This is a genomic window from Paraliobacillus sp. X-1268, from assembly GCF_003426095.1.
Taxonomy (GTDB): domain Bacteria; phylum Bacillota; class Bacilli; order Bacillales; family Amphibacillaceae; genus Paraliobacillus_A; species Paraliobacillus_A zengyii.
On the sequence record NZ_QJSK01000010.1, the window covers coordinates 20,564 to 34,267 of the forward strand.

Consider the following 13,704-nt stretch of genomic DNA (forward strand, 5'->3'; position numbering starts at 1 on the left):
TACTTTTTTAAAACATCTATACATAGTTCACGTATCTTTAACGTATATGTTGTTAAGGATAAAGATTGTTTCAAAATAAATAACATGAGAAACTATAGTGGAGGTGATAACGTGAAGAAACATAGTAAGGGTAAAATAGTAACATTTTTGTCCTTTCTTATTACTGCTTTGATCGTCTTCTGGGTTACAACGAGTGTTCAATCTAATCGAATGCCTGCAGTAGACAGTTGGTCTGCTCCTATAGTGGAAGAATTAAATCATAATGGTGTGTTCATGTTCTTTCGTTGGATTACAGAATTAGGATCAGGCACATTTGTTAGCCCATTTATTAGTGTATTTGCTATTGTATTTTTTCTATTTACTCGGAACTGGCTTGCTGGTTTAATAATACCATTAGGATCATTCTTAGGTTATCGATTGAATTATTGGATAAAGCTTTTTGTTGAAAGGGAGCGACCTAGTCTATTTCCAGAGGCAGAAGGTGTTGGTTTTAGTTTTCCATCTGGCCATGCGATGGGTGCAATGATCACATATGGTTTAGTTGTTTATTTCTTAACAATTTATATGAAAGAGGGGAACCGTCGATTAACTGTTCAGCTCTTTTTTGTGATACTGATTTTATTAATTGGAATGAGCAGATATATGATTCAAGTCCATTATCTGACAGACGTTGTAGCTGGTTATGGATATGGTTTCTTGTTTTTAGTTTTATGGATTTTGTTGTATCATTTTATAAACAAATTGATAACAAGAAAAAAGCGCATGTCTCCGCCTAAAGTCTGAGACGAAACCAAACTGTCGTAGGTTACCAATCGACAGTTTTTTCTATATAATAAGAAGATAGTGATGCATATTTTATTAAAAATTTAAATTCTAATATAATTAGATAAGGATGATAGAAGTAATGAAAAATAATTTCTTTCGTAATATACTAGCGATTATTGTTATTTTACTAGGTATTGCTTTAATACTAACGAATATCGACGTAGTTACTTGGGAGTTTGCAGAAACATGGTATTATATTTATCCCGCGTTTTTAATCATATTAGGGATAAAATGTTGTTGGGATGGGCTAAAAGGACAAGGTGGTATTAAGTCAGGATCGTTTCTTGTTATTTTCGGTTCGCTATTGTTGCTGGATAGGTTTGAATTGATTAATTTTACATTTTGGGACTTTTATAGATTATGGCCTTTATTAATTGTTTATATTGGATTTAGTTTCCTAGGAACTCCTAATAAAAAAAAGAAAAAGAAAAATTTCCAAATTATATTTGATTCAGACGATCATAAGAATAGTGAAACCATGTACACAGGTAAAAAACAAAAATTTATGATAGGCGATCACAAATTTAACACACCAAATTGGAAAGTAGAACCAATGGAACTTTGGAATGCGGTTGGTGACTATCATATAGACTTTACGAAAGCATTTATACCTGATAAAAATGTACCGATTCAAATCCATGGTTGGGCTGGTGATATTCAAATATTGATGCCTGAAAATATTGAATTCTCTGTAGAAGCAGAGGTTAAAGCAGGTGATATTATCGTATTTGATCAGACATCTGAGGGAATTGGACGCCATCTTTCTTATGAGTCAGAAAATTATCAAGAAGCAACACGAAAGCTAACAATGGATTTTAAATTAAAAGCTGGTTCGATACGAATCGATCGGGTTTAAGAGGAGGGTTGGTTTTGTTACAACAATTGAATTCAATCCGCTATACGTATATTCGATCACATTTACATGCTTTACTATTAACAGCACTAACCTTGTTAGCAATGTTGTTGACGATTCATGTAGTTTTCGATCCTAATTGGTTAAGTACTGCTAGTATATTTATCTTTATTGGTACATATTTTGTCATAGCGTTTCTTTTTTCACTATATGTTGGTTTCAGATCAAGTGGTGATATTAAAACGAGAATGGATTATCTTTCTGTCTTGATTGCGCAAATGTCACGGGGGAATTATACAACAAAAGTTTATGATATTGGTGATGACGAAATTGCCCGGATTGGTGAAGAATTAAATGAACTGGGTCAAAAAATGCAAAGTCAAGTAAAGTCTTTACAGCGACTAGCAGATGAAAAGGCTGAGTTTGCAAAATCAGCACATAAGGCAGCAACCATTGAAGAAAGACAGCGATTAGCGCGGGATCTACATGATGCTGTTAGTCAACAATTATTTGCCTTAGCAATGATGTCACAGGCAACTGTACGTTTAGTAGAGAAGAATCCAATAAAAGCTAAAGAACAAATTAGAGAAATAGCTGATACAGCTTTAAAAGCACAAACTGAAATGCGTGCTTTATTATTGCATTTACGTCCTGTTCACCTTTCTGGGGATCGATTGCCAATTGGTGTTAATCAGTTAGTAACAGAATTAGAACAGAAATGTCCAATAAAATTTCAATTACATATTGATGAGATTGATGGGTTATCTGAAACGACGGAAGAGCACTTATTTCGAATTGTCCAGGAGTCCTTATCAAACACATTAAGACACGCAGATGCATCAGAAGTAACAATTGAAATACAGCAACATCAACGCGATGTTTTTTTACATATAGCTGATAATGGAAAAGGTTTTGATCTGGCGGCAGATGAAGATAAAATGGCGTCTTATGGATTGAAAACAATGAAAGAACGTAGTGAGGAAATTGGTGGAACATTTGCAATCCGCTCTAAACAAGGAGAAGGAACGCATATTGATATTCGAATTCCATTGTAACTGAGGAGGATGGTCAGTATGATTCGTGTCGTGGTAATTGATGATCATGATATTGTTCGAAAAGGTATAATTGCTTATTTGGAAACTGAAGATGAACTAGATATTGTTGGAGAAGCTTCAAGTGGAAATGAAGGTGCAAAGATGGTCTTGGAATTAAGACCTGATGTAGTACTAATGGATTTAATTATGGAAAACGGTAATGGTATTGATGCTACTAAAGTGATCATGCAGCAACTATCAGACTGTAAGGTTATCATATTAACAAGTTATTATGATGATGAACAAGTATTTCCTGCTTTAGAGGCGGGTGCTTTTAGTTATATGTTGAAAACCTCTTCTGCGGAGGAAATTGCTTTAGCTATTCATAAAGCCCATCGAGGAGATACAGTGATAGAAGCGAAAGTCGCTAATAAAATGATGACAAGTTTTCGTGGTCAACAAGATAAACCACATAAACAATTAACAGATAGAGAACTTGAGGTATTAATGTGTATTGGAGAAGGATCAACAAATCAAGAGATTGGTGATCAGTTATTTATTGGAATTAAAACAGTTAAAACGCACGTTAGTAATATCTTGAGTAAACTTAGTGTGCACGACCGTACACAAGCAGCAGTTTATGCACATCGAAATGGACTAATTCGCAAATAATTAAATCGCTACACTTTTCATAAACTGATATTTTTAAGATGTCGCAGTAGATAGAAACTGTGACGTAGATTCCTTACCCGCTCCACAATTGAAATGGGATCGCTTTCCGTGGGCACGGCTTCAGCTAACTCGGATAAGCATAATTCGCTTTCCGAGTGGATCTTCAGCCCGCGCAGTTCCCACTGGAGTCTCACCCATTTCAATTGCTCCGCTGGATAGGCGTTAAAAGTGATACATCGTCTACTGGTCATAAATTTTAATTGCGCTTATGAAAACAGCTATTCACGTTATGCTCATTGATTGTAGCGTAGGACAGTCGACTCCTGCGGGAAAAGCAACAGCTGAAAATCCCGCAGGAAGCGCTTTTTGCTTCCGAGGAAGTTGAAGCGTTGGGTCTGCGATTACTCGACCCATCGAAAAGACTTGCCCGCGGAAAGCGACTGACCGAAGCGAAAATCAACATGGCGTTTTACGACATAGCTGATGATAAAAGTGATGTAAGACTCGATATTTGGGCGGAATATATCAAGTTTTTCTAAAAATCAAAAACGTAGAGGTAATCTAAATTACTTCTACGTTTTTTAAAATTGATTTTAGTTTTAATCTTTGTCTTGTTCTCGCTCTTTTTTAACTTCATCCCAATCTACCATTTTATAAGTCGTTCGAAAAGACTTTCCTGCACGATATTTCGGTTTAATATCCTTACCATAATTTTGGTTATAAACATCAGAGTCTCTCCATACTTGATATCTCTGTTCACTATCCCACTGAATAAGAAGAACATACGTGTTTCCATGTAATGGTCGTAATACTCGAAATGCATAAAATCCCGGAACTTTTTCAATTCTATCAGCACGTTGTTTGAATTCAGATTCGAAAATTGGTTTGCCATCATCCGTAACGGGAATGTGATTCATTACGACATAACCATCCTCTTGTATGCTACCTCTGTCGGAAATAACTGTATAGCTTCTAGCTTCTTGAAATATTGGTGCACTTGTATCTTCATAATAAACGGTAGTAGATGTATTATTACGCATGAAATGCATTGTGATAGCAGGATGGTTATCTTTTATTTGTTCTAAATACTCTAATGTACCATTTGTCATATAAGCTTTCACCCTAATCACTCCTAGATAACTTTTCTTACCATTTTAAAACTTTTCTTTTGTTTTGTATACGATTTTGAATTAAATGAGCCAATATATATATATTTCTTTATGTAAAAGTATAACTGTCGTATAATGGTGCGATGATAGCAAGAGTTTGTCGAAATATAGTTATTCTGAAATAACTAAAGAGGTGAAGATATGAAGAAGTATCGATTGAATTTAAAGAAATTTACCGCTAATCCTTGGATCAAGTGGCCATTATTAATCGTCGGAACAATCATTTTACTTGGAATAATTGGATTTTTATTTATTATATATGGAGGTCGATTGGTTGTAGATGAGAAGCAACTTATTTTACCAGCTACAACAACTGTAGAAACAGATGATGGTTTAGTAGTAGGAAAGTTATATGAAGAAAATCGGGAACTTGTATCGATTGATCAAGTACCTACACATGTCCAAAATGCATTTATTGCTGTTGAGGATGTCCGTTTCTTGGATCATGCTGGAGTGGATTTTCAATCTGTTATGCGTGCGGTTTATCGAGACATAATTGCGCTAGATAAGGTCGAAGGGGCCAGTACGATCACACAACAATTAGCAAAGAATTTATTTTTAGCTAATGATAAAACATTTATGCGAAAAACGAAAGAAGTTATGGCATCAATTTATTTAGAAAGACATTTCAGTAAAAAAGAGATATTAGAGTTATATGTAAATAAAATCTATTTTGCACATGGAATATATGGTATCGGTACAGCGGCGGAATATTATTTTGATAAGCCTGTGGAAGAATTGACGGTGTCAGAAGGGGCAATGCTTGCTGGTTTAGTTAAGGCACCCAATAATTATTCACCTTATATAGATGAAGATAGTGCAAAAGAGCGACGTGATATTGTGCTAGCACAAATGGGCAGAGCAGGCATGTTAGAAACAGAGGAAATGTTGACACTTCAAGGTAATACATTAGGTATTACTGAACAAACTACAGAAGAGGAACCATGGTTAGACGATTATCTTGATATAGTCATTCGTGAGGCAGCAGAGAAGTATCAATTAACAACTGCAGAGTTAAAGCGCGGAGGTTATCGTATTACTGTTCATCTTAATGAAGGTGCACAGCAGATTGCCTATGAGACCTTACAGAATGAAGAATATTATAGTGGTTCACAACCTGGTGTAGAGGCATCGTTTGTGTTAATGGAACAAGAGACCGGTGAATTAGAAGCTGTAATAGGTGGGCGTGATTTTCAAATTGGTGACTCTCAACGTGCACTAGTAAAACGACAGCCTGGTTCGGTGATGAAACCATTAGCGGTTTATGGACCGGCGATGATGGATGATTATCAACCGTATGATTTTTTAGAAGATGTTGCACAGGAATATGACGGTTACATTGCAACCAATGTCGACGGTCAGTATAGCCAAGAGGTTACCATGTACGACGCGATACAAGATTCGAAAAATGCTCCAGCTGTTTGGTTATTAGATCAAATTGGCATTCCATATAGTAAGGAATATTTAGAGAAAATGGAAATAGCACTGGAAGATGATGGTTTGGCAATTGCACTAGGAGGATTAGAGACTGGTATTACACCGATGCAAGTTGTGCAAGGATATCGGACATTTATTCATGAGGGATCATTTATTGAAGCACATACTATTGCTGAAATTAAAAATCGAAATGGTGAGGTAATAGGGGAAGCTGATACAGAAGAGACTACAATTTTCTCAAAACAAGTCGCATGGAATATGATACGTATGATAGAAAATGTTGTAGAGAACGGAACTGCTCAATCTGGGTCTTATCAAAAGGCGTTAGCAGGCAAGACTGGTTCCACACAACATCCCACTGTAGAAGGACAAGTAAAAGATGCTTGGTTTGCAGGGATAACGCCTGAATATGTGACAGCTTTATGGATGGGCTATGATAAAACAGACGAAGCACATTATTTAACAGAAGGTAGTGCAGCACCTACTCGTGCTACAAAGGCAATTTTGGAAAGTTTAGATCAACAACAAGAACTAGCTAGTTCCTTTATAAAACCAAGCGGTGTTGAAGAACTAGAGGATCCTATTTCTTTGCCAACTATTACAAATTTAGAAGGCTCTTATAAAATAGGTGGTTGGTCTCTTGTACAAGGGGAGTTAAATTGGAAAGCTGCGACTGATGATCGTGTAATATATCGTATTTACCAAGTGACAGAAACAGGTGATAATAAAATAGGAGAAGTTACTGGGAAAGGAGAATATTTATTGACAGAGGTCTCTTTATTTCAGTCTTCCACGTATTATGTTGTTCCCTATAATAAGCTTACAAAAAAAGAAGGAGAACCTTCGAATCAAATTACTTTATCATTTGGTAGGTAATCGGGTATAATTACAAGTGTTATTTGTTTATAATAATTATAATTTGGCGATTTAGTGACAATATGTTAAAACCACTATTCAATTAAGAAAGACATCGGTATAGTAGTGTTTGGATGAAGATTACGACTAGAAACACAAGAATTATTGTGATGTAAAGGGTGAAAGTGTAGTGAGAGAAAAGAATGAGACGATTTTAAAAGCGTTTAGGGGAGAAAAAACAGATTATACACCTGCATGGTTTATGCGGCAGGCAGGAAGATCTCAACCAGAATATCGTAAGTTAAAGGAAAAGTATTCTTTGTTTGAGATTACACATCAACCAGAGCTATGCGCTTATGTTACACGTTTGCCAGTAGAACAGTACGGTGTTGATGCTGCAATATTGTATAAAGATATTATGTCACCTTTGCCAGCTATAGGTGTGGATGTTGAGATTAAATCGGGGATTGGACCAGTAATTGATAATACGATTAAATCGTTAGCTGATGTCGAGAAATTAGGTGTAATTAATCCTGAATCAGATGTTCCATATGTATTGGATACTATTCGGTTGCTAACAAAAGAACAATTAGATGTTCCGTTGATCGGTTTTAGTGGAGCGCCATTCACTTTAGCTAGCTACATGATTGAAGGCGGTCCATCAAAAAATTATCATCAAACAAAAGCAATGATGTATCGCGATCCTGCTACATGGTTTGCTTTGATGGACAAACTAGCAGATATGACAATCACCTATGTAAGAGCACAAATCAAAGCAGGAGCACAAGCCATACAAATTTTTGATTCATGGGTTGGTTCACTGTCTGTAACCGATTATCGCTATTACATTAAGCCGATAATGGAGCGTATTTTTACTACACTCAAAGAAGAAAATGTTCCTCTTATATTGTTTGGGGTTGGAGCAAGTCATTTAATCATGGAATGGAATGATCTTCCGGTTGATGTCATTGGAATTGATTGGAGAATCTCAATTAAAGAGGCAAGAGATCTTGGTATTACTAAGCCATTACAAGGTAATCTAGACCCTGCATTCTTATTATCAGATTGGAAAACAATTGAAGCTCGAACAAAAGAAATTATTGATCAAGGAAGAGAAATGCCTGCACATATATTTAATCTAGGGCATGGTGTTACACCTGAAATATCCCCTGCTACATTGAAAAAAGTAACAGATTTAGTTCATCAGTATTCAAAGAAATAGAAAGGGTGCTTTAAATTGACAAAGAAAAAGGTAGGATTACTAATCATGGCGTATGGTACACCATACGAAGAGGCAGATATAGAAAGGTATTACACAGACATCAGACATGGACGTAAACCAACTCCAGAAATGTTACAAGACTTAACGGATCGTTATCGTGCGATTGGTGGTATTTCACCACTTGCAGAAATGACAGAACTACAAAAAGAGGCAATTACAAAAAAAGCGAATGAAACACAAAGTGAAGTTGAATTCGTTCCATACTTAGGTTTAAAACATATTGAACCGTCTATTGAAGAAGCGGTTCAACAAATGGTTGATGACGGAATTGAAGAAGCAGTATCACTTGTACTTGCGCCTCATTATTCAACATTTAGTGTCAAGGCTTATAATGGACGTGCCCAAGCAGAAGCTGAAAAATTGGGTAAACCTGTTATCAATTCTGTAGAAAGTTGGTATGACGCACCTGGTTTTATTGACTATTGGAAGAAAGCAATTTTAGGTGAGTATGCGAAAATGTCTACAGATGAAAAAGACAAAGCAGTTCTTGTTATATCTGCCCACAGCTTACCAGAGAAGATTTTAAAAGACGGTGACCCGTATCCAGAACAATTAAAAACTACTGCAAAATTGATTTCAGAGGCTACCGGAATTGAGAATTATGAAATTGGATGGCAGAGTGAAGGGAATACACCTGATCCATGGTTGGGACCAGATGTACAAGACCTAACAAGAACGTTATATCATGAAAAAGGCTACCGTACATTTGTGTATGCACCAGTTGGTTTTATTGTCGATCACTTAGAAGTACGTTATGACAATGATTATGAATGTAAAGTAGTTTGTGATGAACTTGGAGCAGGTTATTATCGACCACCAATGCCTAATGTTTCTGAACAGTTTATTGAAACATTAGCAAAGGTTGTTGTGAATAAATACAAAAGTACGGATAAGGCATGAGTAAACAGAAAAAAATTGCAATTATTGGTGGCGGAATAACAGGTTTAACCGCTGCCTATTATTTGCAAAAAGAGATTAAAACAAATAATTTACCATATAAGATAGATTTAATAGAGTCTTCTGACAAGCTAGGTGGAAAAATGGAGACTATTAAACAAGATGGTTTTACCATTGAACGAGGCCCAGATTCTTTCTTGATTCGTAAGGAATCTGCAGCACGTTTGGCACATGAAGTTGGAATTGATCATGATCTGGTTAAAAATGGAACTGGTAAAGCTTATGTTTTAGTTGGAGATAAACTTCATGAAATGCCAAAAGGTTCGTTTATGGGAATCCCTACGCAATTGGCACCATTTTTACTATCAAATATGTTTTCTTTAAAGGGTAAGGTTCGAATGTTATCTGATTTCGTATTACCTAAAAGCACGATCCAGTCAGATCAATCAGTTGGAGAATTCTTTCGGAGACGTTTCGGTAATGAGCTATTAGAGAATTTAATTGAACCGCTCTTATCTGGAATTTATGCTGGAAACATTGATCAACTTAGTTTAATGGCTACTTTCCCTCAATTCTATCAGATGGAGCAAAAACATCGTAGTTTAATAAAAGGCTCGCGTGAGACATTACCGAAGAAAAAGGATAGACCAGTCAATAAGACGAGTAAGTTTTATTCACTGCGGGGTGGGTTGCAGTCTTTTATTGACGTAATTGAAAAGGAATTGGATCCGGCTATTGTCTCTATACATAAGGAAACATCGGTTGATCATATTGAGAAAAAAACAGAAGACTATCACTTGTTATTAGATAATGGGGAAGTAAATAAAGCGGATAGTCTGATTCTTACAACCGCATTTCCAGTTGTGAAACGTATTTTCAGTCAATATGACTTTTGGCAGGTTTTTGGTGAAACAAAAGCTACCTCAGTTGCTAATGTTGTATTAACTTTTGATGTAGATTCGATTCCTAGTAATTTAGATGGCACAGGATTTGTCGTATCACGTAATAGTAATTATCGTATTACCGCGTGTACGTGGACACATAAAAAGTGGCCGAACACAACACCTGAGGGAAAAGCAATGTTAAGATGTTATGTTGGTCGCCCAGGTGATGAAGGTGTTGTTGATTTAAGTGATGCAGAAATTGCAGAAATTGCTTTAAAAGATTTGAAAAAAATCATGGGAATATCAGGAAAACCTGATTTTCATGTTGTGACACGTTGGCGAGATGCAATGCCGCAGTATACAGTTGGGCATCTTGATCGACTTAACGATCTAAGAGTTCAAATGGAAAAAGAGTTACCTGGTGTCTTGTTAGCTGGCAGTGGTTATCAAGGAATTGGTATTCCTGATTGTATTGATCAAGGGGAACGAGCAGTCGCAGATATCTTGGAATTTTTACAAAAATAAGCTGTTTTAAAATTTGATGCTGCACCCTTTAAGATAGAGATGAAAACTCTACTTAAAGGGTGTTTTTTTGGCTTGTGATCATTTTAGCTGAAGTTTTACTTTATTAAGTAATTAATGGAATTATGTTACACTATTTTTACCGAATAAAGTTTAGTAGAGGTGACGAAATGAAAGTAACGGTTGTTGGTTTTTGGGGTGCATATCCGGAAATAGGAGAGGCCACGTCTAGCTTTTTGTTAGAAAAAGATGATTTTAGCTGTTTAATTGACTGTGGGAGTGGTGTATTAGCTCAATTACCAAAGTATACGGACCCGATGGAACTAGATGCGGTTATCTTATCTCATTATCATAACGATCATATTGCAGATATAGGAGTCCTGCAGTACAATTGGCTTGTCCAAAATCAAATTCATAATACAAGTGACATTTTACCGATCTATGGTCACACGGATGACAAGACTGCTTTTGAAAAACTTACGCATCATTTTACCGAAGGAATTGGTTATGATCCGGAAAGAACGTTACAGGTTGGACCATTTACGATTACATTTTTGAAAACTGAGCATCCAGTTACTTGTTACGCAATGCGGATTACCGATGGGGACAAGGTTATTGTCTATACTGCGGATTCCAGTTATATGCGACAATTCATTTCATTTAGCAAGAACGCGAATCTGCTTATTGCGGATTGTAGTTTCTATCAAGGACAGGATGGATCAAAAGCGGGTCATATGAACAGTTTAGAGTGTGCCACAATCGCAGAAGCGGCTGGCGTACGTCAATTATTATTAAGCCATCATCCACACTTTGGTGATCGAACGGACTTAGTTAAAGAGGCAAAGCAAAAGTATTCGGGAATTATCGCGTTAGCGCGTTCCAGTTATATCTGGGACGTATAGATTGTAAAATTGCCTTTTTATCAGGAATATTTTACACTAGTAATTAGAAAAAAGGAGGTTGTTCACATGAAATTTATTGATAATGAAGGTGTAACAGATCCACACATTAACTTAGCAATTGAAGAATATATATTAAATAATTTCGGTGAAGAGGATACATATTTATTGTTTTACATTAATAAGCCATCGATTATTATTGGAAAAAACCAAAATACGATTGAAGAAATTAACACAAAGTATGTTGATGAAAAGGGCATTAAAGTAGTTCGAAGATTATCTGGTGGTGGCGCAGTTTACCATGATGAAGGAAATTTGAATTTCAGTTTTATCACAAAAGATGATGGCGATAGCTTCCATAACTTTGCGAAGTTCACGAAACCTGTTGTTGATGCGTTACAGAAGTTGGGTGTTCCGGCAGAGTTGAGTGGTCGTAATGATCTGATTGCTGAAGGACGTAAAATATCTGGTAATGCACAATTTACTACACGTGGTCGCATGTTTAGTCACGGTACATTGATGTATGATTCTGAAATTGAACATGTGGTGTCAGCTTTAAACGTAAATGCAGAAAAAATTAAATCAAAAGGTATAAAGTCAATCCGCAGTAGAGTTGCAAATATTTCTGAATACATGGAAGAAAAATTACCAATGGATGCGTTTAAATCATATATCCTAAAATACATTTTTGATACAGAAAATGTTGAGGATGTTCCACGCTACCAGTTAACAGAAGAAGATTGGAAAAACATTCATCAGCTTTCAGAGGACCGTTATCAGCAATGGGATTGGAATTTTGGTAAATCCCCTAAATTCGACATTCAAAAGTCGCATAAGTTTGATGCAGGTTTAGTTGATGTTCGGATGGACGTATCAAAAGGTATCATTAAAGATTGTAAGATTTATGGCGATTTCTTTGGTATTGGTGATGTGAATATTATTGCAGAACAATTGGTCGACACACGCTATCAGCGTCAAGCGCTAGAAGAAGCACTAGAAGACATAGATGTTCCACACTATCTTGGTAAAATAACAAGAGAACAATTAATTGATTTAATTTATTAAATTTAGTAAATGGAAAACTATCCTTATCTTATTTAACAAATGATAGGGATAGTTTTTATATCGAATAAATTGGAGCGGTAAAATGTGAAAAAAATACTCTTGTCTTACTTCGTCTATCTTGTTGTTGTGTTTGGTTATTTTCTTTTTTTGTATCCACTACAGACACTTAGTGAAACTAAGTATGCAGCAATTGCCCATGCGATATTCTTTGGTAAGTTACCACTAATTTTCATCCTATTATATGGTGTTATTACATATGAATGGATTCGTAAGTGGCAGGGAGTATTTCAGTGGCGTAATCACTTCATAGAAACTGGTTTCGTTGGATTGTTCCTCTTATTCATTTATCAATTCATTCAATTACCATTCGATCTCGTTTGGTTTTATGTAACACATGCTGTCGGAACAAGTAATCAATCACTAGTAGATTGGATTTGGGAGTTAACGCTTGATTTATTCTTTTTATGGATAGGTTTAACTTTACTTTTATTAGCATTTCAGTGGTTGGTTAAAAAACGAAAAAAAAGTTGGCCTGTTATTCTGTGGCTTATGACGATTCCTGTGGCTGTCTTTGTTGTGTATATTCAACCGGTATGGATTGATCCGTTATATGAGAATTTCACTCCGCTAGCAGAAGGAGAATTACGTCAGGCAATTGAAGCATTAACAACAGATGCTGGTTTACAGGATGCGACATTGTTGCAAGTGAATATGAGTGAAAAGGTAACAACCTTTAATGCTTATGTAACAGGTATCTTTGGAAATGCTCGTATAGTATTATGGGATACAACATTAGAAGGTATGAATCAGTCGGAGATTTTGTTTATCTTAGCACACGAAATTGGTCATTATGTTATGCACCATGTTTATTATGGTGTTATAGGTTATTTGGTGTTTGCGCTTGTTTTAATTTTATTAATTGCTTATTTTTATCGTCGTATTATGTACCGGAAATTTCGGCAAATGGAACTATTTGATATTCGAGCAATACCAGTTCTTCTTTTTATAACCATGTTCTTCTTAACGATTAGCCAGCCATTGACATTGTTTGTTTCGCGGCAAATGGAGGAACAAGCAGATGCCTATGCTGTTGCACACACCGAAGACTTGGAACCGGCTATTGAAGGGTTTGTTCGTATGTCTATCCAATCTAAAAGTGATATCAATCCAGCTTTTTGGGTGAAGTGGATGCGCTATAGTCATCCTCCGATGCAGGAACGGATTGATAATATCGAACGTGTCATGAAAGAACGTGAATTAGAATAGGTAGTATCTGTTTAGGGGATATCCAAGTTTCAAAGTGGATATTC

The 13,704-nt window shown here is 36.0% G+C and carries 12 protein-coding genes; 11 read left to right on the forward strand and 1 reads right to left on the reverse strand.

The genetic code is table 11. The annotated features are described in order from the left end of the window. Positions 1 to 111: 111 nt before the first annotated feature. The 4 genes from D2K62_RS11965 to D2K62_RS11980 all read left to right on the forward strand — a co-directional run bounded on the left by D2K62_RS11965 (position 112) and on the right by D2K62_RS11980 (position 3,384). On the forward strand, positions 112 to 783 hold the full coding sequence (locus tag D2K62_RS11965; RefSeq protein ID WP_157967406.1) for a phosphatase PAP2 family protein: 672 nt from the start codon (positions 112 to 114) through the stop codon (positions 781 to 783). A gap of 121 nt (positions 784 to 904) precedes the next feature. Beyond that, positions 905 to 1,681 (forward strand): cell wall-active antibiotics response protein LiaF, encoded by a 777-nt coding sequence (gene liaF / locus D2K62_RS11970; RefSeq protein WP_112180097.1) that lies wholly within the window; start codon positions 905 to 907, stop codon positions 1,679 to 1,681. 14 nt (positions 1,682 to 1,695) lie between these two features. Then, positions 1,696 to 2,733, forward strand: a complete 1,038-nt coding sequence (locus D2K62_RS11975) for a sensor histidine kinase (protein WP_117161542.1) — start codon at positions 1,696 to 1,698, stop codon at positions 2,731 to 2,733. Positions 2,734 to 2,751: 18 nt separating this feature from the next. After that, positions 2,752 to 3,384, forward strand: a complete 633-nt coding sequence (locus D2K62_RS11980) for a response regulator (RefSeq protein WP_112180099.1) — start codon at positions 2,752 to 2,754, stop codon at positions 3,382 to 3,384. Between the two features lie 599 nt (positions 3,385 to 3,983). Here D2K62_RS11980 and D2K62_RS11990 read toward each other — a convergent pair. After that, positions 3,984 to 4,505, reverse strand: coding sequence for an antibiotic biosynthesis monooxygenase family protein (locus tag D2K62_RS11990; protein ID WP_112180100.1), 522 nt, complete (start codon positions 4,503 to 4,505; stop codon positions 3,984 to 3,986). A gap of 189 nt (positions 4,506 to 4,694) precedes the next feature. Here D2K62_RS11990 and D2K62_RS11995 point away from each other — a divergent pair, with 189 nt between their 5' ends. From D2K62_RS11995 to D2K62_RS12025, 7 genes are all read left to right on the forward strand, one after another. Beyond that, the gene (locus D2K62_RS11995; protein WP_117161543.1) at positions 4,695 to 6,866 is read left to right on the forward strand and encodes a transglycosylase domain-containing protein; all 2,172 of its coding nucleotides are present in this window, start codon (positions 4,695 to 4,697) and stop codon (positions 6,864 to 6,866) included. A 169-nt stretch (positions 6,867 to 7,035) separates the two neighbouring features. Next, the gene (gene hemE / locus D2K62_RS12000) at positions 7,036 to 8,067 is read left to right on the forward strand and encodes a uroporphyrinogen decarboxylase (protein WP_112180102.1); all 1,032 of its coding nucleotides are present in this window, start codon (positions 7,036 to 7,038) and stop codon (positions 8,065 to 8,067) included. A 15-nt stretch (positions 8,068 to 8,082) separates the two neighbouring features. Then, positions 8,083 to 9,027 carry a ferrochelatase gene (hemH, locus tag D2K62_RS12005; RefSeq protein WP_112180103.1) on the forward strand — a complete coding sequence of 315 codons (945 nt, stop codon included), beginning with the start codon at positions 8,083 to 8,085 and terminating at the stop codon, positions 9,025 to 9,027. Then, positions 9,024 to 10,433: a protoporphyrinogen oxidase gene (hemY, locus tag D2K62_RS12010; protein WP_117161544.1), complete on the forward strand. Its 1,410-nt coding sequence runs from the start codon at positions 9,024 to 9,026 to the stop codon at positions 10,431 to 10,433. The genes hemH and hemY overlap by 4 nt, the downstream gene beginning before the upstream one ends. Before the next feature lie 167 nt (positions 10,434 to 10,600). Further along, positions 10,601 to 11,332, forward strand: a complete 732-nt coding sequence (locus D2K62_RS12015; RefSeq protein ID WP_112180105.1) for an MBL fold metallo-hydrolase — start codon at positions 10,601 to 10,603, stop codon at positions 11,330 to 11,332. Between the two features lie 66 nt (positions 11,333 to 11,398). Beyond that, on the forward strand, positions 11,399 to 12,394 hold the full coding sequence (gene lplA / locus D2K62_RS12020) for a lipoate--protein ligase (RefSeq protein ID WP_117161545.1): 996 nt from the start codon (positions 11,399 to 11,401) through the stop codon (positions 12,392 to 12,394). An 84-nt stretch (positions 12,395 to 12,478) separates the two neighbouring features. Further along, positions 12,479 to 13,660 (forward strand): M48 family metallopeptidase, encoded by a 1,182-nt coding sequence (locus tag D2K62_RS12025; protein ID WP_117149568.1) that lies wholly within the window; start codon positions 12,479 to 12,481, stop codon positions 13,658 to 13,660. Positions 13,661 to 13,704: the final 44 nt, after the last annotated feature.

What these genes read in the sequence shown, in the direction of transcription:
- D2K62_RS11995 (WP_117161543.1), top strand. Translation starts at nt 4,695, where the DNA reads ATGAAGAAGTATCGATTGAATTTAAAGAAATTTACCGCTAATCCTTGG.
- lplA (WP_117161545.1), top strand. Translation starts at nt 11,399, where the DNA reads ATGAAATTTATTGATAATGAAGGTGTAACAGATCCACACATTAACTTA.
- liaF (WP_112180097.1), top strand. Translation starts at nt 905, where the DNA reads ATGAAAAATAATTTCTTTCGTAATATACTAGCGATTATTGTTATTTTA.
- hemY (WP_117161544.1), top strand. Translation starts at nt 9,024, where the DNA reads ATGAGTAAACAGAAAAAAATTGCAATTATTGGTGGCGGAATAACAGGT.
- D2K62_RS12015 (WP_112180105.1), top strand. Translation starts at nt 10,601, where the DNA reads ATGAAAGTAACGGTTGTTGGTTTTTGGGGTGCATATCCGGAAATAGGA.
- D2K62_RS11980 (WP_112180099.1), top strand. Translation starts at nt 2,752, where the DNA reads ATGATTCGTGTCGTGGTAATTGATGATCATGATATTGTTCGAAAAGGT.